Origin of the sequence: Nonomuraea ferruginea (assembly GCF_039540635.1) — a bacterium.
Classification (GTDB): Bacteria; Actinomycetota; Actinomycetes; order Streptosporangiales; family Streptosporangiaceae; genus Nonomuraea; species Nonomuraea ferruginea.
In genome coordinates this window covers 177,355-199,985 of record NZ_BAABFD010000020.1, presented here as the reverse complement: position 1 = coordinate 199,985, position 22,631 = coordinate 177,355, and the positions used below count along the sequence as shown (strand labels likewise).

Below are 22,631 nucleotides of genomic sequence, written 5' to 3'. Positions count from 1 at the left end.
GGTCACGCGGCGAGTTCCGCCAGCCAGGCGAGCTGCTCGGCGCGGTCCTCCAGGGTGGGCGCGTTCAGGCCGACGATCAGCCTGGTCGCGCCCGCCTTGCGGTAGGCGGTCAGCCGCTCGCGCACCCGCTCAGGGGTGCCGCACAGGGTGAGGGCGTCGACCAGGTCGTCCGGCAGCTCCTCCACGGCCGCGCCCAGGTCGCCGTCGAAGTAGGCGTCCTGGACCCGCCCGGCGGCCGGCCCGAAGCCGAGCCGGTGCGCCAGCCGGTTGTAGAAGTTCACCCCGCGCGTGCCCATCCCGCCCAGGTACAGCGCCAGCATGGGCCGCACCATGTCGCGGGCGTAGTCGGCGTCGTCGTCGACCATGGCCATCACCATGGGCGAGACCTCGACGCGGGAGGCGTCGCGCCCGGCGCGGGCCGCCCCGGCACGGACGTGCTCCAGGGTCTCGGCCACGTGCTCCGGCGGGAAGTGGATGGGCAGCCAGCCGTCGGCGATCTCGCCCGCCAGCCCGGCCGCCTTGGGGCCCATGGCGGCCAGGTGGATCGGCAGCGGCCGCTGCACCGGCGCCGCCTGCATGGTCAGCTCCTTGCCGCGGCTGCCGGGCAGCGGCAGCGTGATCTCCGGCCCGTCGTGCCGTACGGGGCGGCCGTCGAGCGCGGCGCGGACCACGGCGACGTAGTCGCGCAGGTGGGCCAGCGGCCGCCGGTAGGGGTGGCCGTGCCAGCCCTCGGCCACCTGCGGTCCCGAGGCGCCGAGCCCGAGCAGGAACCGGCCGTCCGACAGGCGGTCCACGGTGGCCGCGGCCATGGCGGCGGCGATGGCGGTGCGGCCGGTCGCCTGGAGCACCCCGGTGCCCAGGCGGATCCGCTCGGTCCCGGCCGCGAGCCAGGCCAGCGTGGTGGCCGGGTCCACCCCGTACCCCTCCGACGCCCACACCGAGTCGTAGCCGAGCCGCTCGGCCTCCCGGACGAGCGAGAGCTGGGCCTCGTGGGTGGCCGCGACGGGCCCGAGGGTGCCGATGCTGAATCCGAGTCGCACAGTCGCCTCCTCCAAGAATGCCGATCTTGCCCCACTTTCTCCCATCCACGCGGGTGACGCCAGCGGTGCGCCCTTGCGACCGCCGCGCCCCGTCGCCTCGTGACAGGTGGTCAGCAGCAGAATCGCAGGTAGTCCCGCAGGTCGCCGAGGATGCGGGCGACGCCGTCGCGGTCGCCCCGGTACAGCACTTCCTTGCCGGCGCGGCGGGAGGTGACGACGCCGCCGCGGCGGAGCAGGGCGAGTTGCTGGGAGGCCGCGGACTGGCTGATGCCGGCGCGTTCGGCGACCTGGTTGACCGACAGTTCGGCCCCTTGGGCGAACAGCAGCATGATCTGCTGGCGTCCGGGGTTGCCCAGGGCCTTGAGGAAGTCCTGGGCGGCCTGCGGCAGCTGCGGGACGCACGTGGCGCCCGCCGTCGTGGCTGGTGATGTGGTCTCGGCCATGGCTCCTCCCTACCGTCCCCGCACTCTACCCTTATACCGACTTATTGACATATTAGAAAATGACGGTACGTTCTGGCGGCATGCCGATCGACAACGACCGCCTTCTGATCATCGGAGCCGGGCAGTCCGGCCTGGCCGCCGCGCATGCCGCACTGGAGCTGGGGCTGCGGCCCGTGCTGCTGGAGGCCTCAGGCCGGGCGGCCGGGTCCTGGCCGCGCTACTACGACAGCCTCGCCCTGTTCTCGCCCGCCCGCTACAGCAGCCTGCCCGGCTTGCCCTTCGACGGCGATCCCGAGCGCTACCCGCGCCGCGACGAGGTGGTCGTCTACCTGGAGCGCTATGCCGCCGCCCTGGTCGAGTGCGGTGCCGAGCTGCGCACCGGCGCCCGTGTCGATGCCGTGCGTCCCACCGGTGAGCCCGACGGGACCGGCTTCCTCGTACGCCTGACCGGCGGGGAGGAGCTGGCCGCCCCGGCCCTCGTCGCGGCCAGCGGCTCCTTCGGCCGCCCGCACCGGCCCGCCCTCCCGGGTCTGGGCGCCTTCACCGGCCCGGTGCTGCACGCCGCCGACTATCGCTCGCCGGCCTCGCTTCCCGGCGAGCACGTCATCGTGGTCGGAGCGGGCAACTCGGCGGTCCAGATCGCGCACGAGCTGGCCGCCGAGCGCCGGGTGACGCTGGCCGGCCGCGCGCCGATCCGCTTCGTCGAGCAGCGCCCGCTCGGCCGTGACCTGCATTTCTGGTTTCGCGTGACCGGGTTCGACCGGCTGCCGCTGGCCCGTGCGGAGGCTCCGCCCGCCTCGCCGGTGCTCGACGACGGCCGCTACCGCCGGGCGCTGCGCGAGGGCCGCTACGCGCGGCGGACGATGTTCGCCCGGCTCGACGGCGATCGCGCGGTCTGGCCCGATGGCCGGAGCGAGCGCGTCGACGCGGTGCTGCTGGCCACCGGCTACCGGCCGAACCTGCCCTACCTCGCCGGCCTGGGTGCGCTGTCCGCCGGCGGGCGCCCGCGCCAGCGCCGCGGCCTGTCGCTGACCCACCCCGGCCTCGGCTACCTGGGCCTGGAGTGGCAGCGTACTCCCTCCTCCAACACCCTTCGCGGGGTCGGCGCCGACGCCCGTCGCGTCGTCGCCGCGCTGGCCCGCCATCTCCGCGGAACCCGCCGGCGCGTGAGCGGACCGCTTCCGGGGTACTGATTAGATACAGCTCTAATTTGACATTGCTCTAAGTTGTCCGCCAAGCTACTTAGACAATCGTCAAAACAGCGCGGACCGTCGCGGCCCGCGGAACCATGAGGAGAAGCACCATGAGCGGATGCTGCGGTCCCACCGCCGTCGAACTCAAGCCGAGTGCGCAGGCCGTGCGATCCGACGACCTGCCCGTCGCGGTCGTCGGCGCGGGCCCGGTCGGGCTGGCCGCGGCGGCCCACCTGGCCGAACGGGGCCTCGATTTCGTGGTGCTGGAGGCCGGTGAGCAGGCGGGCGCCTCGGTGGCCCAGTGGGGACACGTGCGGGTGTTCAGCCCGTGGAAGTACAACATCGACCCAGCCGCCCGCCGCCTGCTGGAGGCCGATGGCTGGAGCGCCCCCGACCCCGAGTGGCTGCCCACCGGGACCGAGCTGATCGACGACTATCTCGCGCCGCTGGCCAAGCTCTTCGGCGACCGGATCCGTACGGGCGCGAAGGTGAGCGCGATCAGCAGACTCGGCTACGACCGGGTCCGCGCGGCGGGCCGCGAGCGGGCGCCGTTCCTGATCCGGCTGGCCGGCGGCGGCGAGCTGCACGCCCGCGCGGTCGTCGACGCCTCCGGCACCTACGCCACCCCGAACGTGCTCGGCGCGTCCGGCCTGCCCGCCCACGGCGAGGCCGACGCGGCGGACCTGGTCGACCACGCGCTGCCTGACGTGCTCGGCGCCGATCGCGACCGGTACGCCGGCAAGCATGTCCTGGTGGTCGGCGCCGGGCACTCGGCCGCCACCACGCTGCTCGCGCTCGCCCAGCTCGACGACACCCCGATCACCTGGGCCATCCGCGCAGGCGACGCCGGCCGTACCTACGGCGGCGGCGAGGCGGACGCGCTGCCCGCCCGCGGCGCGCTCGGCACCCGCCTGCACGCCCACGTCACCTCCGGCCGCATCCGCCTGCTGACCGGCTTCTTCACGCACGCCGTCGAACGCGACGGCGCGCGGGCGCGGGTGATCAGCCGCGATCCGTCCGGCGCCGAGCAGGCCGTCACCGCCGACCGGATCGTGGCCGCCACCGGCTACCGCCCCGACCACGCCATCGCGAGCGAGCTGCGCCTGGACCTGGACGCGGTCCTCGGCTCCACCCGGGCGCTGGCGCCGCTGATCGACCCGAACGCGCACTCCTGCGGCACCGTGCCGCCGCACGGCGCCGACGAGCTCGCGCACCCGGAGGACGGCTACTACGCGGTGGGGGTCAAGAGTTACGGCCGCGCCCCCACCTTCCTGCTGGCCACCGGTTACGAGCAGGCCCGCTCGGTCGTCGCCGCGCTGGCCGGCGACTGGGAGGCCGCCCGGGACGTGCGGCTCGACCTGCCCGAGACCGGCGTGTGCTCCTCCAGCCTGGCCGAGGCCCAGGAGCAGCGCCTCGGCCTGGCCACCGGGATCAGCGGCGGCCTGCTGGGCAGTCCGCTGCCGCTGGCGACCGCCGGAGCCTCGCAGGGCGGCGGCTGCTGCGGCTGATCCCCGACGACCGCCTCTTTCCAAGGAGCGCTTATGCCGGCCGTCGATCCTCTCTCCGCCGCCTCGGCCGGCGGAGAGAGCGGTGCCCGCCCCGCGCCCGGCCGCGGCCTGGGCAGGGGGTGGCCCCTGGTGGCGGCGCTGGCCCTCACCCAGACCCTCGGGTTCGGCGTGCTGTACTACAGCTTCTCGGTGCTGCTCACGCCGATGAGCCGCGACCTGGCCGCCGACCCGTCGCGGGTCTCGCTCGCGCTGACGGTCTCGGTGCTCATCGCGGCGCTGGGCGCGCCGGTGGCGGGCCGCTGGCTGGACGCGCGCGGCGGCCGCGCCCTGATGACGGCGGGCTCGGTGCTGGGCGCGGTCTCGCTGCTGGCCTGGTCACAGGTGCGGACCGTGGCCCAGTTGTACGCGGTGTTCGTCCTCATCGGCGTCGCCGCGGCCATGGTGCTGTACGAGGCGGCCTTCGCCGTGATCGTCGCCCGCTTCGCCGCCCCGGCCCGCGCCACGGCGCTGCTCGCGGTCACCGTGGTGGCGGGGTTCGCCTCCTCCATCTTCATGCCGGTGACCGGCGCGCTGGTCCAGGCGTACGGCTGGCGCCAGGCCCTGATCATCCTCGGCGTCGTCTACGGCGCGGCGGCCATTCCGCTGCATCTCCTGGCCGTGGGCCGTCCCCGGACGGGGAAGCCTTCGGCGTCGGACACGAGTGACTCGGCCCAGGCCGGGGCCGGCGAGCGGGCGGCGCTGGTGCGCGCCGCCACCCGCCAGGCGGCCTTCTCGTTGCTGGCCGCCGCTTTCACCCTGCACAGCGCCGGCACGGCCACCATCTCGGTCCTGCTCATCACCTACCTGATCCACCTCGGCCACCCGCCGCTGCTGGCCGCCGGTGTGGCCGGGCTGCTCGGCGTGCTGTCGGTCACCGGACGGCTGATCACCACCGGGCTGCAGCGCCGCCTGCCCGCCGCGCTGATCGCCGCCGCCATCTTCGCCCTGCAAGCCGTGGGCGCCGCCGCGCTGCCGCTGATCGGCGCCACCACCGCGGGCGCCGTCGCCGCGGTGCTGATGTTCGGGCTCGGCTTCGGCGTCGCCACCATCACCAAACCGCACCTGCTGACCGAACGCTACGGCACCACCGCCTACGCCAGCCTGTCCGGCCGCCTGGCCCTGCCCGCCACCCTGGCCAAGGCCGTGAGCCCGGCCGCAGCCCTGGCCCTGGCCCAGGCCGCCGGCTACGGATGGGTCATGACCGGCGTCGCCCTCACCTGCCTGACCGCCGCCGCGGCGCTGACCCTCTACCACCGCCTATCATTTAGACGAACATCGAAACACCAGTCAGGCCCGGAGGCTCCCGCATGACCGCCACCACCCTGCCCCTCGCCCGCGGCAGCCAGGACGCTCAGGCCGGGACGTGCTGCGCGCCGATCGCCCGCCGGCCGCTCAGCGAAGGCGACGCCGCCGAGCTGGCCGTCCTGCTCAAGGCGGTGGCCGATCCGGTCCGGCTGCGCCTGCTGTCCATGATCGGCTCCCACGCCGGCGGCGAAGCCTGCGTGTGCGACCTGACCGACGCCTTCGACCTGACCGCGCCCACCATCAGCCACCACCTGAAGGTGCTGCGCACCGCCGGCCTGATCGGCAGCGAGCGGCGCGGCACCTGGGTCTACTACTGGATCATCCCCGAGACGGTGAACAAACTGGGCGCCCTGTTCGCCCCGCTGACCGAGCCCGGCTCCCGCTCCGATCGTCCGGCGGACCTCACGGTCACCCCGACCTGAGCCCCCGAGCACCGGCCCTCGCTCGTTGATCAGTTCCACCCGAGTGGGACAGTGAGTCCTTCCTCGGCCGCCAACACCTCACCGCCGAACTCCTCGCGGGCGGCGGCCACGGAGGCGGCCCGGTCGTTGCCCGGCCAGAAGTGGGTGAGCATCAACCGGCGTGCGCGTGCGCGTCGGGCCCAGTGACCGGCCTCTGTGGAGGCGAGCAGATTGCGGGTGGGGCGGTCGGCCTCGCCGTCGCGGTCGGTGGCCTCGACGATGAACAGGTCGGCGTCGCGCCCGAGCTCGGCGAGCGCGAGAGTCGGACCGGTGTCACCGGTGTAGGCCAGGACGACCCCGTCGGCCTCCAGGCGGATGCCGGCGTTGGGCACATAGTGCGGCAGCGACAATCCCGTGAGGGCGAACGGCCCCACCCGGTGACCGCCCGGCAGCGGACGCACGTCGAAGACCGCGTGGAGGTCGGCGTCGGGCTCCAGCCCGCCGATCCGGTCGAGCACGCCCGGCGGGCAGTACAACGGCAGCCGTGGGCCACCGGGGTCGCCGTAGAAACGCATCCGGAACAACCCGTGCAGGTCGACGCAGTGGTCGGGGTGCTCGTGGGTGACGACGACCGCGTCCACCGCGCCGTCCGGCCAGTGCGCGAGCAGGCGCGGCAGCGTGGCGTAGCCGAGGTCGAGCAGCAGCCGGTAACCGTCCCAGTCCACCGCGAACCCGCTGCAGGCACGGCCCGGCTCGGGGAACGCACCACAACTGCCGAGGACGGTCACCTGTCGCATCCGTACAGGATGCCAGTCCCCTGTGACGGTCGTGGAACGGCGAAGGCCCCCGCCGGGTCGGCGGGGGCCTTCAGCCATACGTGTGCGTACCGGTGTGCGTGTCGCCTCTCGGCGAAAGGCTCAACGCGGCTCCAGCCGTACGGTAGTCCGCGAAGGCGATAGGTGAGGCCCGGGGACACTGGGCACACCGGCCACGAGTCATGTAACCACGGGGAGGCCGTGGATGTTCCCCGCGCGGCCGGCCGGTGAAGGGTCACCGGTCGACGGCGTAGGTCGACTGGACGACGCCCGCGCCGAGCACCCGCGTGGACCGGTGGGTCAGCGCGACGTCCTCCTCCAGCGGGCCGGACAGCGGCACGCCCGTGCCGATCAGCACCGGCACGGTGGTGATGGTGAGGTTGTCGATCATCCGGCCCGCATGAACGTCCTGATGACCTGGCCGCCGTCGGCGTAGACGCTCTTCGTGCCGTGGGCGGCCAGGCCGCGCACGAGGGAGCCGAGGTCGCGGTAGACGGTGACGCGCGGGTCGGCGTCCTGCTCCAGGGTGGTGCTGAGGACGGCGACGCGCATGCCCTCGTACGGCCAGGGGTCGAAGCCCAGCCTGGTCTCGTACGTGCCGCGGCCCATGACGACGGTGTCGACGCCGTCGGTGAACTCCTGGTAGCCGAGGTCGCCGCCGGCGGCCTCGTCCCTGCTGACGAGCCAGTCGAGGTCGCCGTCGAGCCGGGCGATGAACCCGTCGAGGCTGAGTCAAGTGATCTACTTTGTAAAGGCGCCGGGTCAGTGCACCGAGAAGCCGCCGTCGACGTACAGCAGGTGGCCGGTGACGAACGCGGCGGCGTCGCTCGCCAGGAACACCGCGGCGCCCGCGAAGTCCTGGGGGACGCCGTTGCGGCCGGCCATGTGACGGGCGGCCATCTGCTCGACGCGGCCGGGGATGGCCTGGGCGGGCTCGGTCAGCGGGGTGAGGACGAATCCGGGGATGATCGTGTTGACCGACACTCCCTGGGCGGACCATGCCTCGGCCTGGGAGCGGGTGAGGCCGGCGAGCGCGGCCTTGGCGGCGCCGTAGACGCCGCTGTCGCCGAAGGCGCGGACGCTCTGCTGGGAGCCGATGTTGATGACGCGGCCCCAGCCGCGTGCGGCCATGAGCGGCCCGTAGTGCTGCCCGAGCAGGTAGGGGGCGGTCAGGTTGACCGCGATGGTCTGCGCGTAGTCGTCCTCGGTCAGCTCGGCCATGGGCTTGCGGATGTTGTTGGCCGCGTCGTTGACCAGCACGTCGATGTGGCCGGCCTGCTCGCACACGCGGCGCACGGCCTCGCGGTCGCCGAGGTCGGCCACGATCGTGGAGGCGGTGACGCCGTGTCCGCGCAGCCGTTCGGCGGCCCGGTCGAGCCCGGCCTTGCCGCGGGCGACGATCACCACTTCGGCGCCGGCGCGGCCGAGCGCCTCGGCGATGGCGTAGCCGATGCCGGAGCTGCCGCCGGTGACCAGCGCGCGCCGCCCGGCGAGGGAGAACAGGCTCTGCAGGTAGTCAGGCATGATCGGCAAGCTAGCACGCGGCCCGGCGGAGGCGGTCGGCAGGGAGGCGTTGCCGCGCACGCCGACGGGAGGTAAGCTCGACTGCTTGACATCTAAGACAGTCTTCACACGTCTCCCGTAAGGATTATACCACTTGATGGATAATCGTCAAGATGCTCTCGCCGTGGCCCTTGACACCGAACAGCGGGTCGTGTCGGGCCTCTACGGCAGGCTCGACTCCGCCAGGGAGCGGGCGGAGTCGGCGCTGCGCGCCGTGCACGCCCGGGGCGGCGGCACCCGCCAGGCCATGGTCGAGCGCGAGGCGCTGGCCACGTCGCAGGCCCGCCGCCTGGCGCAGCTGAACGGGGTGGAGCGCGGGCTGTGCTTCGGCCGGGTCGACGACCGCGACGGCCGGAGCGTCTACGTCGGCAGGATCGGCCTGCGCGACGAGGAGGGCTCGGCGGTGCTGATCGACTGGCGGGCTCCTGCCGCGCGCGCGTTCTACCTGGCCACCGCCACCGACCCCGGCTCGCTGGTGCGCCGCCGCCACCTGCACCTGCGGGGCCGCACGGTCACGGGGCTGGACGACGAGGTGTTCGACCTGGAGGGGATGAGCGACGGCGAGCGCCGCACGCTGGTGGGGGAGGCGGCGCTGCTGGCGGCGCTGCGCCGGGGCCGCACCGGCCGCATGGGCGACGTGGTGGCCACCATCCAGACCGAGCAGGACCGGGTGATCCGCGCCTCGCTGCAGGGCGCGCTGGTGGTGCAGGGCGGGCCGGGCACCGGCAAGACGGTGGCGGCGCTGCACCGCGCCGCCTACCTGCTCTACACCCACCGCGACACGCTGGAGCGGCGCGGCGTGCTGGTGGTCGGCCCGAACGCGATGTTCCTGCGCTACATCGGCCAGGTGCTGCCGTCGCTGGGGGAGACGCAGGTGGTGATGGCGACGCTCGGCGAGCTGTTCCCGGGGGTGCGCGCGACGGCCGCCGACCCGCCGGCGGCCGCGGTCGTCAAGGGCGACATCCGGATGGCCGGGGTGGTGGCCGCGGCGGTGCGCGATCGCCAGCGGGTGCCGGACGGCGAGCTGGTGGTGGAGCTCGACGGGTTGCGGCTGCGGGTCCCGCACGAGACCTGCGCCCGGCACCGGGCGCGGGCGCGCGCGGTGCGGCTGACGCACAACATGGCACGCAAGCTGTACGTGACGGAGATGCTCAAGGAGCTGGCCAGGGCCGAGGCGCGGGCGCTGGAGGAGGGGCTGCGCCTGGCGGAGATGGAGCTGGAGGACCCGGAGCTGGCCGGGCCGCTGGACCTGGAGTCCGACCTGGACGAGATCGACCTGGCAGTGGCGTCGGAGCGGCTGTGGGCGCAGCCGGAGGTGCGGGAGGCGCTCGACGCGCTGTGGCCGGAGCTGACGCCGTCGCGGCTGATCAGTGAGCTGCTGTCCTCGCCGGAGAAGCTGGAGGCGCTGTGCCCGCCGGACCTGGACTGGCGGGCGCTGGTGCGGCCCGCCGGCGCCGCCTGGACGGCCGGTGACGTGCCGCTGCTCGACGAGGCGGCCGAGCTGCTGGGCCAGGACGACTCGGCGGCGCGGGCGGCGGGCCGCCGCGCTGAGGAGGACCTGCGCGAGCGTCACCTGTTCGCCCGGGAGGTGCTGCAGACCACCGGCGTGCTGGAGGAGGGCATCTTCGAACGGGCCGACGTGCTGGCCGAGCGGCACGCCGACGACGGGTCCGAGCTGACGACGGCCGACCGGGCGGCGCGGGACCGCACCTGGGCGTACGGGCACGTGATCGTGGACGAGGCGCAGGAGCTGTCGGCGATGGCCTGGCGGCTGGTGATGCGCCGGGTGGCGGCCAAGTCGCTCACGGTGGTCGGCGACCTCGCGCAGACGGGTTCGGCGGCGGGGGCCCGCTCGTGGGGCGAGGTGCTGGATCCGTACCTGGAGGGCCGCTGGCGGGAGGAGCGGCTGGAGGTGAACTACCGCACCCCGGCCGAGATCATGGAGGTGGCGGCGGACGTGCTGGCGGCGATCGACCCGTCGCTGACGCCGCCGCGCTCGGTGCGCGACGGCGGCGCGCCTCCCCGAGCGGTGCGGGCGGGGCTGGCGGACCTGCCGGAGCTGGCCCGCGAGGAGCTGGCGGCGATCGGCGAGGGCCGGGTGGGCGTGGTGGTCCCGGACGCGCTGTACGGGCGGGCGGCGGCGCTGTTCCCCGGGCAGGACCTGGACGCGCCGGTGACGGTGCTGACGGTGACGAGGGCCAAGGGGCTGGAGTTCGACGCGGTGATCGTGGCCGATCCCGCCGCGATCCTGGCCCAGTCGCCGAACGGGGCGCAGGACCTGTACGTGGCGATCACGCGGGCGACGCGCCGGCTGACGGTGGCCTGCGAGGGTGAGCTGCCGCCGTCGCTGTCCCGCCTGACCACTTGATCTACATTGTAAAGGCGCCGGGCGGGGGTCGTGATCTCCCGTACGGGGGGAACCCCCGCTACGACGCCCGATGCAGCTCGGCGGCGGCTTCGTGGAGGCGGACGGTCACGTGGTGCAGGCAGCGGAGCGTCTCGGTGTCGAGGTGGTTCATGATCCGGCGGTACTGCTTGAGGCCGGCGTCGTTGATCTCCTCGATGAGGGTGCGGCCGGCGGGGGTGAGCTCGACGCGGCGCACGCGCCGGTCGTGCGGGTCCTCGTGGCGGCTGACCAGGCCGTGGGCGACCAGGCGGTCGACGAGGCCGGTGACGGTGCCGAGGGTGACGCCGAGGTTGTGGGAGAGGTCCTGGCCGGTGGCCGAGCCGTTGGCGGCGACGAGCATGATGACCTTGAGCTGGCGCATCGTGAGGTTGGAGGAGAACAGCGGCGACTGGTGGCGGGCGAGGGCCCGGCCGAGGTCGCGCTGGATCTGCATGATCTGGTGGATCAGATCGTCGCGTTCGTCGTTCACGTACACCTCTCGATTTCCTGAGAAGGTTATCAGGAACGTCGTGCGACGTTAAATATTCGTCCAAGGCGAAGTGTTAGTCTGGGGCCGAAATCTTGAAGGGAACCGACTCCATGACCGCACTCGCCCGGTTGAGCCTTGCCAACCGCAGTCTAGTGATCTTGATCGCGGTCGTGCTCAGCGCCTTCGGCCTGTTCACGATCCCGCAGCTGAAGCAGCAGTTGCTGCCGTCGCTGAGCTTTCCCGGCGCCTTCGTGGTGGCGGCTTATCCGGGCGCGTCGCCGGACATCGTGGAAGAACAGGTCACCGAACCCCTGGAGGACTCCTTCCAGGGGCTCGACGGCATGGAGTCGATGACCTCGACGTCGAAGGAAGGGCTGGCGCAGATCCAGGTCGCCTTCGAGTACGGCACCGACGTCGACGCGGCGGTCAGCCGGATGCAGCAGGCGGTCAACCGGATCGGCGGCCAGCTCCCGGCGAACGTGGAGCCGCAGGTCGTGGCGGGCAGCACCGACGACATCCCGGTGCTGGTGCTGGCGGTGGGCGACGGCGGCGACCCGCGGGAGATGGCCGACAAGCTGCGCGGCATCGTGCTGCCGGAGCTGCGGGCCGTCGACGGCGTGCGCGAGGCGCAGGTGACCGGCACCCGCGACGAGGTCGTGACGATCACGCCGGATCTGGGGAAGATGGCGCTGGCCGGGGTGTCGGCGGCGCAGATCCCCGAGGTGCTGCGCGCCAACGGCACGCCGGTCCCGGCCGGTTCGCTGGTGGAGGACGGCACGTCGCTGACCGTCCAGGTCGGCACGCGCGTCGAGTCGGTCGAGGACATCCGCGACCTCTACCTCACGCCCGCGCAGCCGCAGGCCCAGGCCCAGCCGCAGCAGCAGCAGGCTCAGAACGCGCAGCAAGCGCAGCCGCAGGCGCCGCAGCAGGCCGTGCAGCAGCGCGCGCCGAAGCCGGTCAAGCTCGGTGACGTGGCGACCGTGGAGCGCGGCCTGTCCGACGCCACCACGATCACCCGCACCGACGGCCACACGAGCCTGGGCGTGTCGGTCACCATGGTGCCCGACGGCAACGCGGTGGCGATCTCCCACGAGGTGCGGGAGAAGCTGCCCGAGCTGACCCGCGCGCTCGGTGACGGCTCCGACACCGCGATCGAGGTGGTCTTCGACCAGGCCCCGTACGTGGAGGAGTCGATCGAGAACCTCACCACCGAGGGCATTCTCGGTCTGGTGTTCGCGGTGCTGGTCATCCTGGTGTTCCTGCTGTCGGTGCGCTCCACGCTGGTGACGGCGGTGTCGATCCCGCTGTCGGTGGTGATCGCGCTGCTGGTGCTGTGGCTGGGCGACTACTCGCTCAACATGCTGACGCTGGGCGCGCTGACGATCGCGATCGGCCGGGTGGTGGACGACTCGATCGTGGTGCTGGAGAACATCAAGCGGCATCTCAGCTACGGCGAGGCCAGGCGGTCGGCGATCCTGACGGGCGTGCGCGAGGTGGCGGGCGCGGTGACGGCGTCGACGCTGACCACGGTGGCGGTGTTCGCGCCGATCGCGATCGTCGGCGGCATGGTGGGCGAGCTGTTCGCGCCGTTCGCGATCACGGTGACGGTGGCGCTGCTGGCCTCGCTGGTGGTGTCGCTGACGGTGGTGCCGGTGCTGGCCTACTGGTTCCTCGGGACGCGCGGGCTGACGCCGGAGGAGGCCAGGGCGCAGCGGGAGAAGGCGGAGGCCAAGGAGCTGCGCTCGCCGCTGCAGCGCGCCTACCTGCCGGTGCTGCGTTTCGCCACCCGCTTCAAGGTCGTGACGCTGCTGATCGGCGTGGTGGTGTTCGCCGGCACGATGGGGCTGGCGGGCAGCCTGCAGACGAACTTCCTGGACTCCTCGGGCCAGGACACGATCTCGATGAGCCAGCGGATGCCGGTGGGCACCGACCTGAAGACCACCGACAAGGCGGCGGCCAAGGTCGAGGAGGTGCTGGAGCAGGTCGACTCGGTCGAGTCCTACCAGGTGAACGTCGGCGGCGGCAACGCCATGATGGGCGGGACCGGGGGCGGCGCCGACCGCGCCTCCTACTCGATCACGATCAAGGACGGCAGCGACACCCCGGCGGTGGAGCAGGAGCTGCGTGACCGGCTGGCCGAGGTGTCGGGCATCGGCGAGGTGACGGTGGGCGGCGCGTCGGCCGCGGGGTTCTCCTCCGACAGCGTCCAGGTGATCGTGCGCGCCCCCGACATCGGCGCGCTGCGCTCGGCCGCCGACGCGGTGACGGGCGCCATGGGCCAGGTGGAGGGGCTGCGGGACGTGTCCTCGAACCTGGAGACGAGCGCCCCGCGGATCGAGGTGCGGGTGGACCGGGAGAAGGCCGCCGCGCGCGGCCTGACCGAGGCGCAGATCGGGCAGACGGTGGCGCAGGCGTTCCGCGGCGCCCCGCTGGGCCAGCTCACGCTGGACGGCCGGGCGAGCGACCTGGTGCTGCGCGTCGGTGACGCGCCCGACGACGTCAAGGCGGTGCGCGACCTGCGGCTGCCGACGGCGTCCGGGCTGGTGAAGCTGTCGTCGGTGGCCGAGGTGGAGAAGGTGGACGGTCCCACCCAGATCACCCGGATCGACGGTGAGCGTTCGGCCACCGTCTCGGCCAAGGCCACGGCCGCCGACCTGGGCAGCGTCACCGCCGAGCTGACGCGCGAGCTGGACGGACTGGGCCTGTCGGCCGGTGCCGCGTACGAGATCGGCGGCGCTTCGGCGGACCAGGAGGAGGCGTTCGCGGACCTGGGGATGGCGATGCTGGCGGCGATCGCCATCGTCTTCATGATCATGGTGGCGACGTTCCGTAGCTTCGTGCAGCCGCTGATCCTGCTGGTGTCGATCCCGTTCGCGGCGACCGGCGCGGTGGGGCTGCTGGTGGCCACGGACACGGCGATGGGCGTGCCGGCGCTGATCGGCATGCTGATGCTCATCGGCATCGTGGTGACGAACGCGATCGTGCTGATCGACCTGATCAACCAGTACCGCGCCCAGGGCATGGGGATCGTGGAGGCGGTCGTGGAGGGTGGCCGGCGGCGGTTGCGGCCGATCCTCATGACGGCGGTGGCGACGATCTGCGCGCTGGTGCCGATGGCGCTCGGCGTGACGGGTCACGGCGGGTTCATCTCGCAGCCGCTGGCGATCGTGGTGATCGGCGGTCTGATCAGCTCGACGTTGCTGACGCTGGTGCTGGTGCCGACGCTGTACACGATGGTGGAGCGGGGCAAGGAGCGGATGCGGCGCACCCCGCCGGAGGCGAAGCCGGAGCCGAAGGTGCTGGAGACGGCGGCGCCCTGACGGGCGTGTCCGCCCGTGCGGCCCGGTGCCGTGCGGGCGGATGCCCCCGCTAGCCGCTCGTGGCGATGCGGTCGAGCCAGTCGGCCAGCAGGGCGCGTTCCGGCGCGTTGAGCGCGGTGGTGCGGGGCAGCACCGCGCGCAGCGCGACGGCGGCGGCGACCGGCCCGCCGTCCGGCGTCGCGCCGGGCGGCGGGCCGGTGGTGATGGTGGCGATGACCGAGTCGCGGGCGGTCGCCGACAGGGCCGGGTCGCGCTGCTCCTCGGGCATGGAGATAAGGGTGAGGGTGATCCCGCGGCCGGCGGCGTGCACGAGGAGGGCGGCGCGTTCCTCGGTCATGGCGAGCCGGCCGGCCTCGGCGATGCGGTGGATCATGCCGGAGAGGATCTCCGACGCCTGGCGGGCGGCGGGTGACTCGCCGGGGCGCGGGTCGCCGTAGATGAGGCTGTAGAGGGCGGGGTGCGCCAGGCCGAAGCCGACGTGCAGGTCCCAGCCGCGGCGCAGGTCGGCGACCGGGTCGTCGGTGACGGGGTTGTCCTTCTTGCTGCGCAGGTAGGTTTGGAAGCCGTGGCCGGCCACGGCGTCGAGCAGGCCCTGTTTGTCGCCGAAGACGCGGTAGATCGCCGGGGCCTGCACCCCGGCGGCGGCGCTCACGGCGCGGGTCGAGACCGCGTCGCGCCCGCCCTCGGTGAGCAGGGCCGAGGCGGCTTCGATGATGCGGTCCCGGTGCGTCTTCGCCATGTTTCCGATGGTAACAGAATGATGTTATCGATTTGGCCCGTGCCGGTCAGCGTTCGCTGTCCAGGTGGGCCATCGCCGGGGCGGCGTAGCGCGCGCCGGAGGCGGCGCCGGCGGGCACCGCGCGCTCGATGTCCGCCAGGTCCTGCTCGGTGAGGTGGACGCCGGTGGCGGCGAGGGATTCGGCCAGCCGGGCCCGGGTGCGGGCGCCGACGAGCGGCACGATGTCCTGGCCCTGCCGGCTCACCCAGGCGATCGCGGCCTGGGCGGTGGTCACGCCCTTGCGTTCGGCGACGCCGCGCAGGGCCTCCGCCAGTGCCAGGTTGCGCTCCAGGTTGTCGCCCTGGAAGCGCGGGCTGGCGGTGCGGAAGTCGCCGGAGGCGAGGTTTCTGTCCGGGGTCCAGTGGCCGCTCAGCAGGCCGCGCGACAGCACGCCGTAGGCCGTGACGCCGATGCCGAGCTCCCGCGCGGTGGGCAGGATCTCGGCCTCGATGCCGCGTGACAGCAGTGAGTACTCGATCTGCAGGTCGCTGATCGGGTGCACGGCGGCGGCCCTGCGCAGGGTGTCGGCGCCGACCTCGGACAGGCCGATGTGGCGGATGTATCCGGCCTGGACCAGCTCGGCGAGCGCGCCGACGGTCTCCTCGATGGGCACCTCGGGGTCGAGCCGGGCGGGCCGGTAGACGTCGATGTGGTCGGTGCCGAGCCGCCGCAGGCTGTAGGCGAGGAAGGTCTTGGTCGCGGCCGGGCTGGTGCCGTAGCCGAGCCAGCCGCCGTCGGGGCCGCGCAGCGCGCCGAACTTGACGCTGATCACGACGCGGTCGCGGTCGCCGCCGCGCAGGGCGTCGCGCAGCAGCAGCTCGTTGTGGCCCATGCCGTAGAAGTCGCCGGTGTCCAGCAGTGTGACGCCCGCTTCGAGGGCGGCGTGGATGGTGGCCAGCGACTCCTTCTCGTCGGCGGGGCCGTAGAGGTCGGACATGCCCATCAGGCCGAGCCCGAGCTCGGACACGACCGGCCCGGTGACGCCGAGGGTGCGCGTGTTCATGAGGTGTCTCCCTGAATGTTTTCACTGTTAACAGATATGACGGTATCACCGATAAGTTATCGTTGATACCGTAAGGGTGTGATCGCCGATACCGGCCTGTGCGGTACGGGCCGCGCACCTGCCCATACACTTGTCCAACGTGACTTCCAAGCCTCGCATCCCTGACGTCCTGGCAGCCCGTTACGCCTCGCCGGAGCTGGCCCGCCTGTGGTCTCCCGAGCACAAGGTGATCGCCGAGCGGCGGCTGTGGCTGGCGGTGCTGCGCGCGCAGGCCGAGCTCGGCGTGGCGGTGCCGGAGGGTGCGATCGCCGACTACGAGAAGGTCGTCGACAGGGTCGACCTGGAGTCGATCGCGGCGCGCGAGCGGGTGAGCCGCCACGACGTCAAGGCGCGCATCGAGGAGTTCAACGCGCTGGCCGGGCACGAGCAGGTCCACAAGGGCATGACCTCCCGCGACCTGACCGAGAACGTCGAGCAGCTGCAGGTCCGCGACAGTCTCCTGCTGGTGCGCGGCCGCGTGGTGGCGCTGCTGGCCCGCCTGGCCGAGCTCGCCGCCCGTCACGAGGCGACCGTGCTGGCCGGCCGCTCCCACAACGTCGCCGCCCAGGCCACCACCCTCGGCAAGCGTTTCGCGGGCGCCGCCGACGAGCTGATGGTGGCCTACCGGCGGCTGGAGGAGCTGATCGCCCGCTACCCGCTGCGCGGAATCAAGGGCCCGGTCGGCACCGCCCAGGACATGCTCGACCTGCTCGGCGGCGACCACGCCAAGCTGGCGGAGCTGGAGGAGCGCGTCTCGGCCCACCTGGGCTTCGAGCGCCGGCTGACCAGCGTCGGCCAGGTCTACCCGCGCTCGCTGGACTTCGAGGTCGTCACCGCGCTCGTCCAGCTGGCCGCCGCGCCGTCCTCGCTGGCCAGGACGATCCGGCTGATGGCCGGCCACGAGCTGGTCACCGAGGGCTTCAAGGAGGGCCAGGTCGGCTCGTCGGCGATGCCGCACAAGATGAACACCCGCTCGTGCGAGCGGGTCAACGGCCTGGCCGTGGTGCTGCGGGGTTACGCCTCCATGGTGGGGGAGCTGGCCGGCGACCAGTGGAACGAGGGCGACGTGTCCTGCTCGGTGGTGCGCCGGGTGGCGCTGCCGGACGCGTTCTTCGCCTTCGACGGCCTGGTGGAGACGATGCTGACGGTGCTGGAGGAGTTCGGCGCCTTCCCCGCCGTGATCTCCGCCGAGCTCGACCGCTACCTGCCGTTCCTGGCGACGACCAAGATGCTCATGGCGGCGGTCCGGGCCGGGATGGGGCGCGAGCGGGCGCACGAGCTGATCAAGGAGCACGCGGTGGCGTCCGCGCTGGCGATGCGCCGGAGCGGCGGCGCCAACGAGCTGCTCGACCGGCTGGCCGCGGACGAGCGGTTCCCGCTGGACCGGGCGGCGCTGGATGCGCTGCTGGCCGACCGGGTGTCGTTCACCGGCGCCGCCGCCGGCCAGGTGCGGGAGGTCGTCGAGCAGGTGGGCCGCGTGGTGGCCGAGCACCCGGAGGCGGCCGCGTACCGTCCGGGCGCCATCCTGTGATCCACGAGCTGGCCTCGCTCGCCGGGTTGCGGGCCGCGTGCGGTGACGACGACCTGGTGGTGTGGAACGCGCAGGACCTCGGCGGCGGCGGGCCGGCGCGGGCGTGGGCGTCGGGCGGCGCGGTGGTGTCCGCCGCGCCCGGGGTGTCGCGCCACGACCGGCTGGCGGTGTGGGGGGAGGCCGCCGACGCGGTGGAGCTGGTCCGGCACGCGCTGGCCGAGCTGGGGCCCTCCTACCGGCCGTGGGGTGAGCGGGAGCTGCTGGCGCAGGTCGTGGCGAAGCTGGACGGGCTGGAGGTGGGCGGCGCGTTCTCCTGGATGAGCCTGGCCGACCGGCCTGGGCCGGGTTTTCCGTCCGGTCCGGCCTTCGCGACGGAGGTGGGCTGGTTGCCGGCAGAGGCCGAGGGGGAGGTGGCCGCGCTGCTGGCGGTGGACGCGCCGGACTCCTACGCGGCTCCCGGGATGCCGGGGGTGCGCCGGTGGGCGGGGGTGCGGGTGGACGGGGTGCTGGCGTCGGTGGCGGCCGACGCCTGGCCGGCTCCGTCGGTGGGCGTGCTGGCGGGGGTGGCGACGGCGGCCGCGTTCCGGGGGCGAGGGCTGGCCGAGCGGGTGTGCGGGTGGGTGTCGGGGGAGCTGGTGGCGTCGTACGGGCGGGCGGCGCTGATGGTGGACGACGACAACGCCACGGCCATCGCCGTGTACGAGCGGCTCGGGTATCGGATCAGGCCGGTGCTGTCCTCGTACATGAAATCTACAATGTAAAGGGCGCGGGTGAGTGCGGAACCACACGCCACCAACCCTTCAACCCTGCGACGGTCAGAAGGGGTAGGTGCGGGGGTCGTCCCGTACGGTGACCCACTGGGTCTCGCAGAACTCCTCGGCGGCGAAGCCGAGGCCGAACCGTCCCCAGCCGCTGTCCTTGACGCCGCCGAAGGGCATCTGCGGTTCGTCGTTGACGGGCTGGTCGTTGACGTGGACGATGCCGGCTTCCAGGGTGGCGGCCAGGCGTAGTCCGCGCCGGCTGTCGCCGGTGATGATGGAGGCGGCGAGGCCGAGGTCGGTGTGGTTGGCGCGGGCGACGGCTTCTTCGGCGGAGTCGACGGTTTCCACGACGACGACGGCGCCGAAGGTCTCGCTCTGGGCGATCTCGGCTTCGTCGGGGACGTCGGTGAGGACGGTGGCGGGGTAGCAGGGGGGTGCGGGTTCGCCGCCTGCCAGGACGCGGGCGCCGAGTCCGACGGCTTCTTTGACGCGCCGGTCGAGCAGGGCGAGGGCCCATTCGTTGATGACGGGGCCGATGACGGTGGCGGGGTCGGCGGGGTCGCCGGTGGGGAGTCGGGCGGCGCGGGCGGCGAAGCGTTCGGTGAAGGCGTCGGCGAGGGGGCGTTCGACGTAGATGCGGCGGGCGCACATGCAGACCTGGCCCTGGTGGATGAAGGCGCCGTAGACGGCGGCGTCGACGGCGTGGGTGAGGTCGGCGTCGGCGGCGACGATGAGGGGGTTCTGGCCGCTGAGTTGCAGGACGACGCGTTTGAGGTGGCGGCCGGCTTTTTCGGCGAGGCGTCTGCCGGTGGGGGTGGAGCCGGTGAAGTTGAGGCGTTTGACGAGGGGGCTGGCGAGGAGGGTGTCGCCGACGGCGCCGGCTTCGCCGGGTGCGTGGGTGATGACGTTGAGTGCTCCGGCGGGGAGTCCGGCTTGGTGGAGGATTTCGGCCCAGAGGGTGCCGCCGGTGTAGGGGGCTTCTTCGGAGGGTTTGAGTACGACGGTGTTGCCGAGGGCGAGGGGGCCGGTGATGGCGCGGCCGGAGAGGGTGAGTGAGGCGTTCCAGGGGGCGATGGCGGCGACGACGCCGACGGGTTTGCGTACGGCCATGGCTTGGGTGCCGTCGGTGTCGGAGGGGAGGAGTTCGCCTGCGGGGCGGTAGGCGAGGTTGGCGGCTTGGCGGAGGAGTTTGACGGCGAAGTCGAGTTGTACGGTGCCGAAGTGGTGGCCGCAGCCGGTTTCTGCGGCGAGGGCGGCGAGGACGTGGGTGGCGCGTTGTTCGAGGAGGTCGGCGGCGTTGAGGAAGACGCGCTGGCGTTCGGCGGGGCGGGTGCGGCTCCAGGTGGGGAAGGCGTGGTGGGCGGCGGTGATGGCGCGTTCGGTGTCTTCGGCGTCTCCGGCTGCGGCGTGGCCGAGGATGTGGCCTGACCAGGGGGATCGGTTGGGGTAGGTGCGGCCGGTGGTGGCGGGTGTCCAGGTGCCGGCGATGAAGTGTGTGGTGTTTGCGGTCCAGGGTTGTGCCGCGGCCATCGAGTCCCCGATCTTCTTGCTCGTTGTTGCCGGCCGTTAGCTTTCCGGTGGTGGGGGCGGGCTGTCCACAACGGTTCGGATGGTTAGAACGTTGGGGTCGTATTCTGGCACGCGTGGCTGATGATGGTTCTTCTCGTGGTCGTGCGGCGGCTGGTTCTTCGGCGTTCTCGGTGTCTTTGGAGCGGGGGCTGAGTGTGCTGTCGGCGTTCGGTGGTGATCGTTCGGTGCTGGGGATCGCGGATCTGGCGCGGGCGGTGGGGTTGAACAAGAGCACGACGTATCGGTATGTGGCGACGCTGGTGAAGCTGGAGTATCTGCGGCAGGACCCGGAGACGAAGAAGTATTTCCTGGGGCCGCGGGTGGTGGATCTGGGTTTCGCGGCGATCGATTCGATGGAGTTGACGAAGGTGGCGGGGCCGGTGTTGCAGGCGCTGGCCGATGAGACGGGGTTCACGGCGAGTATGGGGCTGTGTGACGGGCCGGACGTGGTGTATGTGGATCGGCGGCGTAGTGCGCGGCGGAGTTCGCTGGCGATGGATCTGAATCTGCATGTGGGGTCGCGGTTGCCGGCGTACTGCACGTCGATGGGGAAGGTGTTGCTGGCTTTCCGGGATCCGGTGGCGTTGCGGCAGACGCTGGATCGGATCGACATGGCGCGGCGGGGTCCGAAGACGATCACGAACAGGGAGCAGTTGGTGGCTGCGCTGGCGAAGGTGCGGCAGAGCGGGTGGGCGGTGAACGACGAGGAGCTGGCGCCGGGGTTGCGGTCGTTCGCGGCGCCGGTGCGTGATCGTTCGGGTGAGGTGGTGGCGGCGGTGAACGTGGCGGTGCATCTGACGATGGCGCCGGCGGCGGTGGAGTCGCTGGCGGGGCGGTTGGAGGGGCCGTTGCGGCGTACGGCGGCGGAGATTTCGCGGCGGTTGGGTTACCGGCCGGAGTAGGGGCGTTCGGGGGAGGCAAATCGCGTTCGGCTGGTTCGAACGCTGTGTTGCTCTGGTGTGGGCGGGACCGTACGGTCGGCTCAACTTCCGCCACCGGAGGTCCGTGCCGTTCCCCGGCCAGCTGGTGGCCGGGTGAGACATCCCCCAGAGCAACTGCGGCGTGTCCAGGTTCAGTGCTGCCTGTGCGCCGTCGAAACGAGGAGTTTGGCGTGAGTGACACCCCCACACGCGGCCTGGATCGGCGTTCTTTCCTGAAGGCGGCGGCGGCTCTCGGCGGTACGTCCTTGGTGGGCGCCTGCGGAGGGCTGAAGGGCGCCGGTAGTTCGTCGTCGGATGTGCTGAAGATCGGTTATGTGAGTCCGCAGACGGGTCCGCTGGCGGGGTTCGCCGCCGCGGACAATTTCGTGGTGCAGCAGATTCAGGACGCGTTGCGTAACGGTTTCACCGCCGGTGGGCAGAAGCGCCGGATCGAGATCGTGGTCAAGGACACGCAGTCGAATCCGAACCGGGCGACCGAGGTCACGCGTCAGCTGATCAACAGTGACAAGGTGGATCTGATCGTCGGTTCCTCCACTCCGGACACCACGAATCCGGTCGCCGACCAGTGTGAGGCGAACGGGATCCCGAACGTGACCACGATCGCTCCGTGGGAGGCGTGGTTCAACGGCCGGGGCGGCAAGGATGGTGAGGGGTTCACGTACACGACGCTGTTCTTCTTCGGCATGCGGGAGTTCGCTGACTGTTTCATCCCGATGTGGGAGCGGGTGGATCCGTCGAACAAGAACGTGGCGGCGTTGTGGCCGAACGACACCGATGCGAACGCCTTCCGGCAGGGGCTGGGGGCGATGATGAAGGAGTCCGGTTACACGCCGGTCGACGGTGGCGCCTATCAGAACGGGGCGGCGGACTTCACGGCGCAGATCGCCACGTTCAAGGAGTCGCGGGCGGAGCTGTTCACCTGCACGCCGATCCCGCCGGACTTCCAGACGTTCTGGAAGCAGGCGCGGCAGCAGGGTTTCCGGCCGAAGCTGGCCACGGTGGCCAAGGTGATGTTGTTCCCGTCGGAGGCGGAGGCGCTGGGGCAGCTGGCGGCCAACATCGCCACGGACTTCTGGTGGAGTCCGGCGCATCCGTACACCTCGACGCTGGACGGCAGGAGCGCCAAGCAGCTGGCGGACGACTTCGCGGCGTCGACGGGCAAGCAGTGGACGCAGGCGCTGGGGTCGGTGTATTCGCTGTTCGAGATCGCGGTGCAGGCGTTCAAGGAGGCGAGCGATCCGAAGGATCGTGACGAGGTGGCGTCGAAGCTGCGCGGGATGAAGATCGAGTGCATGAGCGGGAAGCTCGACTTCACGGCGGGGCCGCAGCCGGGCATCGCGATCCAGCATCCGGTGGGCGGGCAGTGGCGCAAGGGTGAGAAGTTCCCGTGGGATGTGGTGATCGTCGACAACACGCCGAACAAGGATGTGCCGGTCGGCGGCGACCTGCTGCCCACGAACCAGGGCGACTGATGGCGGCGCCGCTGCTGCGTCTGGATGGCGTCGC

The 22,631-nt window shown here is 72.3% G+C and carries 20 protein-coding genes; 10 read left to right on the top strand and 10 right to left on the bottom strand.

The window, feature by feature from the left end; translation table 11 throughout:
• Positions 1–2: 2 nt before the first annotated feature.
• Positions 3–1,040, bottom strand: a complete 1,038-nt coding sequence (locus tag ABD999_RS33585) for an LLM class flavin-dependent oxidoreductase (protein ID WP_271279466.1) — start codon at positions 1,038–1,040, stop codon at positions 3–5.
• Positions 1,041–1,150: 110 nt separating this feature from the next.
• Complete coding sequence (locus ABD999_RS33580; RefSeq protein WP_271279465.1) at positions 1,151–1,483, bottom strand: ArsR/SmtB family transcription factor; 333 nt, start codon at positions 1,481–1,483, stop codon at positions 1,151–1,153.
• Positions 1,484–1,563: 80 nt separating this feature from the next.
• Here ABD999_RS33580 and ABD999_RS33575 point away from each other — a divergent pair, with 80 nt between their 5' ends.
• From ABD999_RS33575 to ABD999_RS33560, 4 genes are all read left to right on the top strand, one after another.
• Positions 1,564–2,676 (top strand): flavin-containing monooxygenase, encoded by a 1,113-nt coding sequence (locus tag ABD999_RS33575; protein WP_271279464.1) that lies wholly within the window; start codon positions 1,564–1,566, stop codon positions 2,674–2,676.
• A gap of 110 nt (positions 2,677–2,786) precedes the next feature.
• Positions 2,787–4,184 (top strand): FAD-dependent oxidoreductase, encoded by a 1,398-nt coding sequence (locus ABD999_RS33570; RefSeq protein ID WP_271279463.1) that lies wholly within the window; start codon positions 2,787–2,789, stop codon positions 4,182–4,184.
• 33 nt (positions 4,185–4,217) lie between these two features.
• Complete coding sequence (locus ABD999_RS33565) at positions 4,218–5,534, top strand: MFS transporter (RefSeq protein WP_271279462.1); 1,317 nt, start codon at positions 4,218–4,220, stop codon at positions 5,532–5,534.
• Positions 5,531–5,950 (top strand): ArsR/SmtB family transcription factor, encoded by a 420-nt coding sequence (locus ABD999_RS33560; protein ID WP_271279461.1) that lies wholly within the window; start codon positions 5,531–5,533, stop codon positions 5,948–5,950. The genes ABD999_RS33565 and ABD999_RS33560 overlap by 4 nt, the downstream gene beginning before the upstream one ends.
• 29 nt (positions 5,951–5,979) lie before the next feature.
• Here the strand turns inward: ABD999_RS33560 and ABD999_RS33555 are convergent, their stop codons facing one another.
• From ABD999_RS33555 to ABD999_RS33540, 4 genes are all read right to left on the bottom strand, one after another.
• Positions 5,980–6,726 (bottom strand): MBL fold metallo-hydrolase, encoded by a 747-nt coding sequence (locus ABD999_RS33555; RefSeq protein ID WP_271279460.1) that lies wholly within the window; start codon positions 6,724–6,726, stop codon positions 5,980–5,982.
• A 253-nt stretch (positions 6,727–6,979) separates the two neighbouring features.
• Positions 6,980–7,135, bottom strand: coding sequence for a dihydrofolate reductase family protein (locus ABD999_RS33550; RefSeq protein WP_271279459.1), 156 nt, complete (start codon positions 7,133–7,135; stop codon positions 6,980–6,982).
• On the bottom strand, positions 7,132–7,458 hold the full coding sequence (locus ABD999_RS33545) for a dihydrofolate reductase family protein (protein WP_271279469.1): 327 nt from the start codon (positions 7,456–7,458) through the stop codon (positions 7,132–7,134). The genes ABD999_RS33550 and ABD999_RS33545 overlap by 4 nt, the downstream gene beginning before the upstream one ends.
• Positions 7,459–7,506: 48 nt before the next feature.
• Entirely contained in the window at positions 7,507–8,268 is a 762-nt protein-coding gene (locus ABD999_RS33540; protein ID WP_271279458.1) for an SDR family NAD(P)-dependent oxidoreductase, read from the bottom strand.
• Between the two features lie 136 nt (positions 8,269–8,404).
• Here ABD999_RS33540 and ABD999_RS33535 point away from each other — a divergent pair, with 136 nt between their 5' ends.
• Positions 8,405–10,675, top strand: coding sequence for a HelD family protein (locus tag ABD999_RS33535; RefSeq protein ID WP_271279457.1), 2,271 nt, complete (start codon positions 8,405–8,407; stop codon positions 10,673–10,675).
• Between the two features lie 58 nt (positions 10,676–10,733).
• Here the strand turns inward: ABD999_RS33535 and ABD999_RS33530 are convergent, their stop codons facing one another.
• Positions 10,734–11,183, bottom strand: a complete 450-nt coding sequence (locus ABD999_RS33530; RefSeq protein ID WP_271279456.1) for a MarR family winged helix-turn-helix transcriptional regulator — start codon at positions 11,181–11,183, stop codon at positions 10,734–10,736.
• A gap of 110 nt (positions 11,184–11,293) precedes the next feature.
• Here ABD999_RS33530 and ABD999_RS33525 point away from each other — a divergent pair, with 110 nt between their 5' ends.
• Entirely contained in the window at positions 11,294–14,503 is a 3,210-nt protein-coding gene (locus ABD999_RS33525) for an efflux RND transporter permease subunit (protein ID WP_271279455.1), read from the top strand.
• Positions 14,504–14,552: 49 nt separating this feature from the next.
• Here ABD999_RS33525 and ABD999_RS33520 read toward each other — a convergent pair whose 3' ends face one another.
• Together ABD999_RS33520 and ABD999_RS33515 are read right to left on the bottom strand one after the other, a co-directional pair.
• On the bottom strand, positions 14,553–15,242 hold the full coding sequence (locus tag ABD999_RS33520) for a TetR/AcrR family transcriptional regulator (protein WP_148031547.1): 690 nt from the start codon (positions 15,240–15,242) through the stop codon (positions 14,553–14,555).
• Between the two features lie 46 nt (positions 15,243–15,288).
• The gene (locus ABD999_RS33515) at positions 15,289–16,284 is read right to left on the bottom strand and encodes an aldo/keto reductase (protein ID WP_271279818.1); all 996 of its coding nucleotides are present in this window, start codon (positions 16,282–16,284) and stop codon (positions 15,289–15,291) included.
• 139 nt (positions 16,285–16,423) lie between these two features.
• Between ABD999_RS33515 and purB the strand changes: the two genes are divergently transcribed.
• Both purB and ABD999_RS33505 read left to right on the top strand, forming a co-directional pair.
• Positions 16,424–17,854, top strand: a complete 1,431-nt coding sequence (purB, locus tag ABD999_RS33510) for an adenylosuccinate lyase (protein ID WP_271279817.1) — start codon at positions 16,424–16,426, stop codon at positions 17,852–17,854.
• Complete coding sequence (locus ABD999_RS33505; protein ID WP_271279816.1) at positions 17,851–18,615, top strand: GNAT family N-acetyltransferase; 765 nt, start codon at positions 17,851–17,853, stop codon at positions 18,613–18,615. The genes purB and ABD999_RS33505 overlap by 4 nt, the downstream gene beginning before the upstream one ends.
• A gap of 54 nt (positions 18,616–18,669) precedes the next feature.
• Here the strand turns inward: ABD999_RS33505 and ABD999_RS33500 are convergent, their stop codons facing one another.
• Positions 18,670–20,145 (bottom strand): aldehyde dehydrogenase family protein, encoded by a 1,476-nt coding sequence (locus ABD999_RS33500; protein ID WP_271279815.1) that lies wholly within the window; start codon positions 20,143–20,145, stop codon positions 18,670–18,672.
• A 113-nt stretch (positions 20,146–20,258) separates the two neighbouring features.
• Here ABD999_RS33500 and ABD999_RS33495 point away from each other — a divergent pair, with 113 nt between their 5' ends.
• Together ABD999_RS33495 and ABD999_RS33490 are read left to right on the top strand one after the other, a co-directional pair.
• Positions 20,259–21,086, top strand: a complete 828-nt coding sequence (locus ABD999_RS33495) for an IclR family transcriptional regulator (RefSeq protein ID WP_261808545.1) — start codon at positions 20,259–20,261, stop codon at positions 21,084–21,086.
• Between the two features lie 209 nt (positions 21,087–21,295).
• The gene (locus ABD999_RS33490; RefSeq protein ID WP_187281157.1) at positions 21,296–22,597 is read left to right on the top strand and encodes an ABC transporter substrate-binding protein; all 1,302 of its coding nucleotides are present in this window, start codon (positions 21,296–21,298) and stop codon (positions 22,595–22,597) included.
• The last annotated feature ends 34 nt before the right edge of the window (positions 22,598–22,631 follow it).

Excerpts from the sequence above, each read along its gene's own strand:
- ABD999_RS33580 (WP_271279465.1), bottom strand. The coding sequence starts at position 1,483 with ATGGCCGAGACCACATCACCAGCCACGACGGCGGGCGCCACGTGCGTC.
- ABD999_RS33575 (WP_271279464.1), top strand. The coding sequence starts at position 1,564 with ATGCCGATCGACAACGACCGCCTTCTGATCATCGGAGCCGGGCAGTCC.
- ABD999_RS33570 (WP_271279463.1), top strand. The coding sequence starts at position 2,787 with ATGAGCGGATGCTGCGGTCCCACCGCCGTCGAACTCAAGCCGAGTGCG.
- ABD999_RS33565 (WP_271279462.1), top strand. The coding sequence starts at position 4,218 with ATGCCGGCCGTCGATCCTCTCTCCGCCGCCTCGGCCGGCGGAGAGAGC.
- ABD999_RS33560 (WP_271279461.1), top strand. The coding sequence starts at position 5,531 with ATGACCGCCACCACCCTGCCCCTCGCCCGCGGCAGCCAGGACGCTCAG.
- ABD999_RS33555 (WP_271279460.1), bottom strand. The coding sequence starts at position 6,726 with ATGCGACAGGTGACCGTCCTCGGCAGTTGTGGTGCGTTCCCCGAGCCG.
- ABD999_RS33550 (WP_271279459.1), bottom strand. The coding sequence starts at position 7,135 with ATGATCGACAACCTCACCATCACCACCGTGCCGGTGCTGATCGGCACG.
- ABD999_RS33540 (WP_271279458.1), bottom strand. The coding sequence starts at position 8,268 with ATGCCTGACTACCTGCAGAGCCTGTTCTCCCTCGCCGGGCGGCGCGCG.
- ABD999_RS33535 (WP_271279457.1), top strand. The coding sequence starts at position 8,405 with ATGGATAATCGTCAAGATGCTCTCGCCGTGGCCCTTGACACCGAACAG.
- ABD999_RS33525 (WP_271279455.1), top strand. The coding sequence starts at position 11,294 with ATGACCGCACTCGCCCGGTTGAGCCTTGCCAACCGCAGTCTAGTGATC.
- ABD999_RS33520 (WP_148031547.1), bottom strand. The coding sequence starts at position 15,242 with ATGGCGAAGACGCACCGGGACCGCATCATCGAAGCCGCCTCGGCCCTG.
- ABD999_RS33515 (WP_271279818.1), bottom strand. The coding sequence starts at position 16,284 with ATGAACACGCGCACCCTCGGCGTCACCGGGCCGGTCGTGTCCGAGCTC.
- ABD999_RS33500 (WP_271279815.1), bottom strand. The coding sequence starts at position 20,145 with ATGGCCGCGGCACAACCCTGGACCGCAAACACCACACACTTCATCGCC.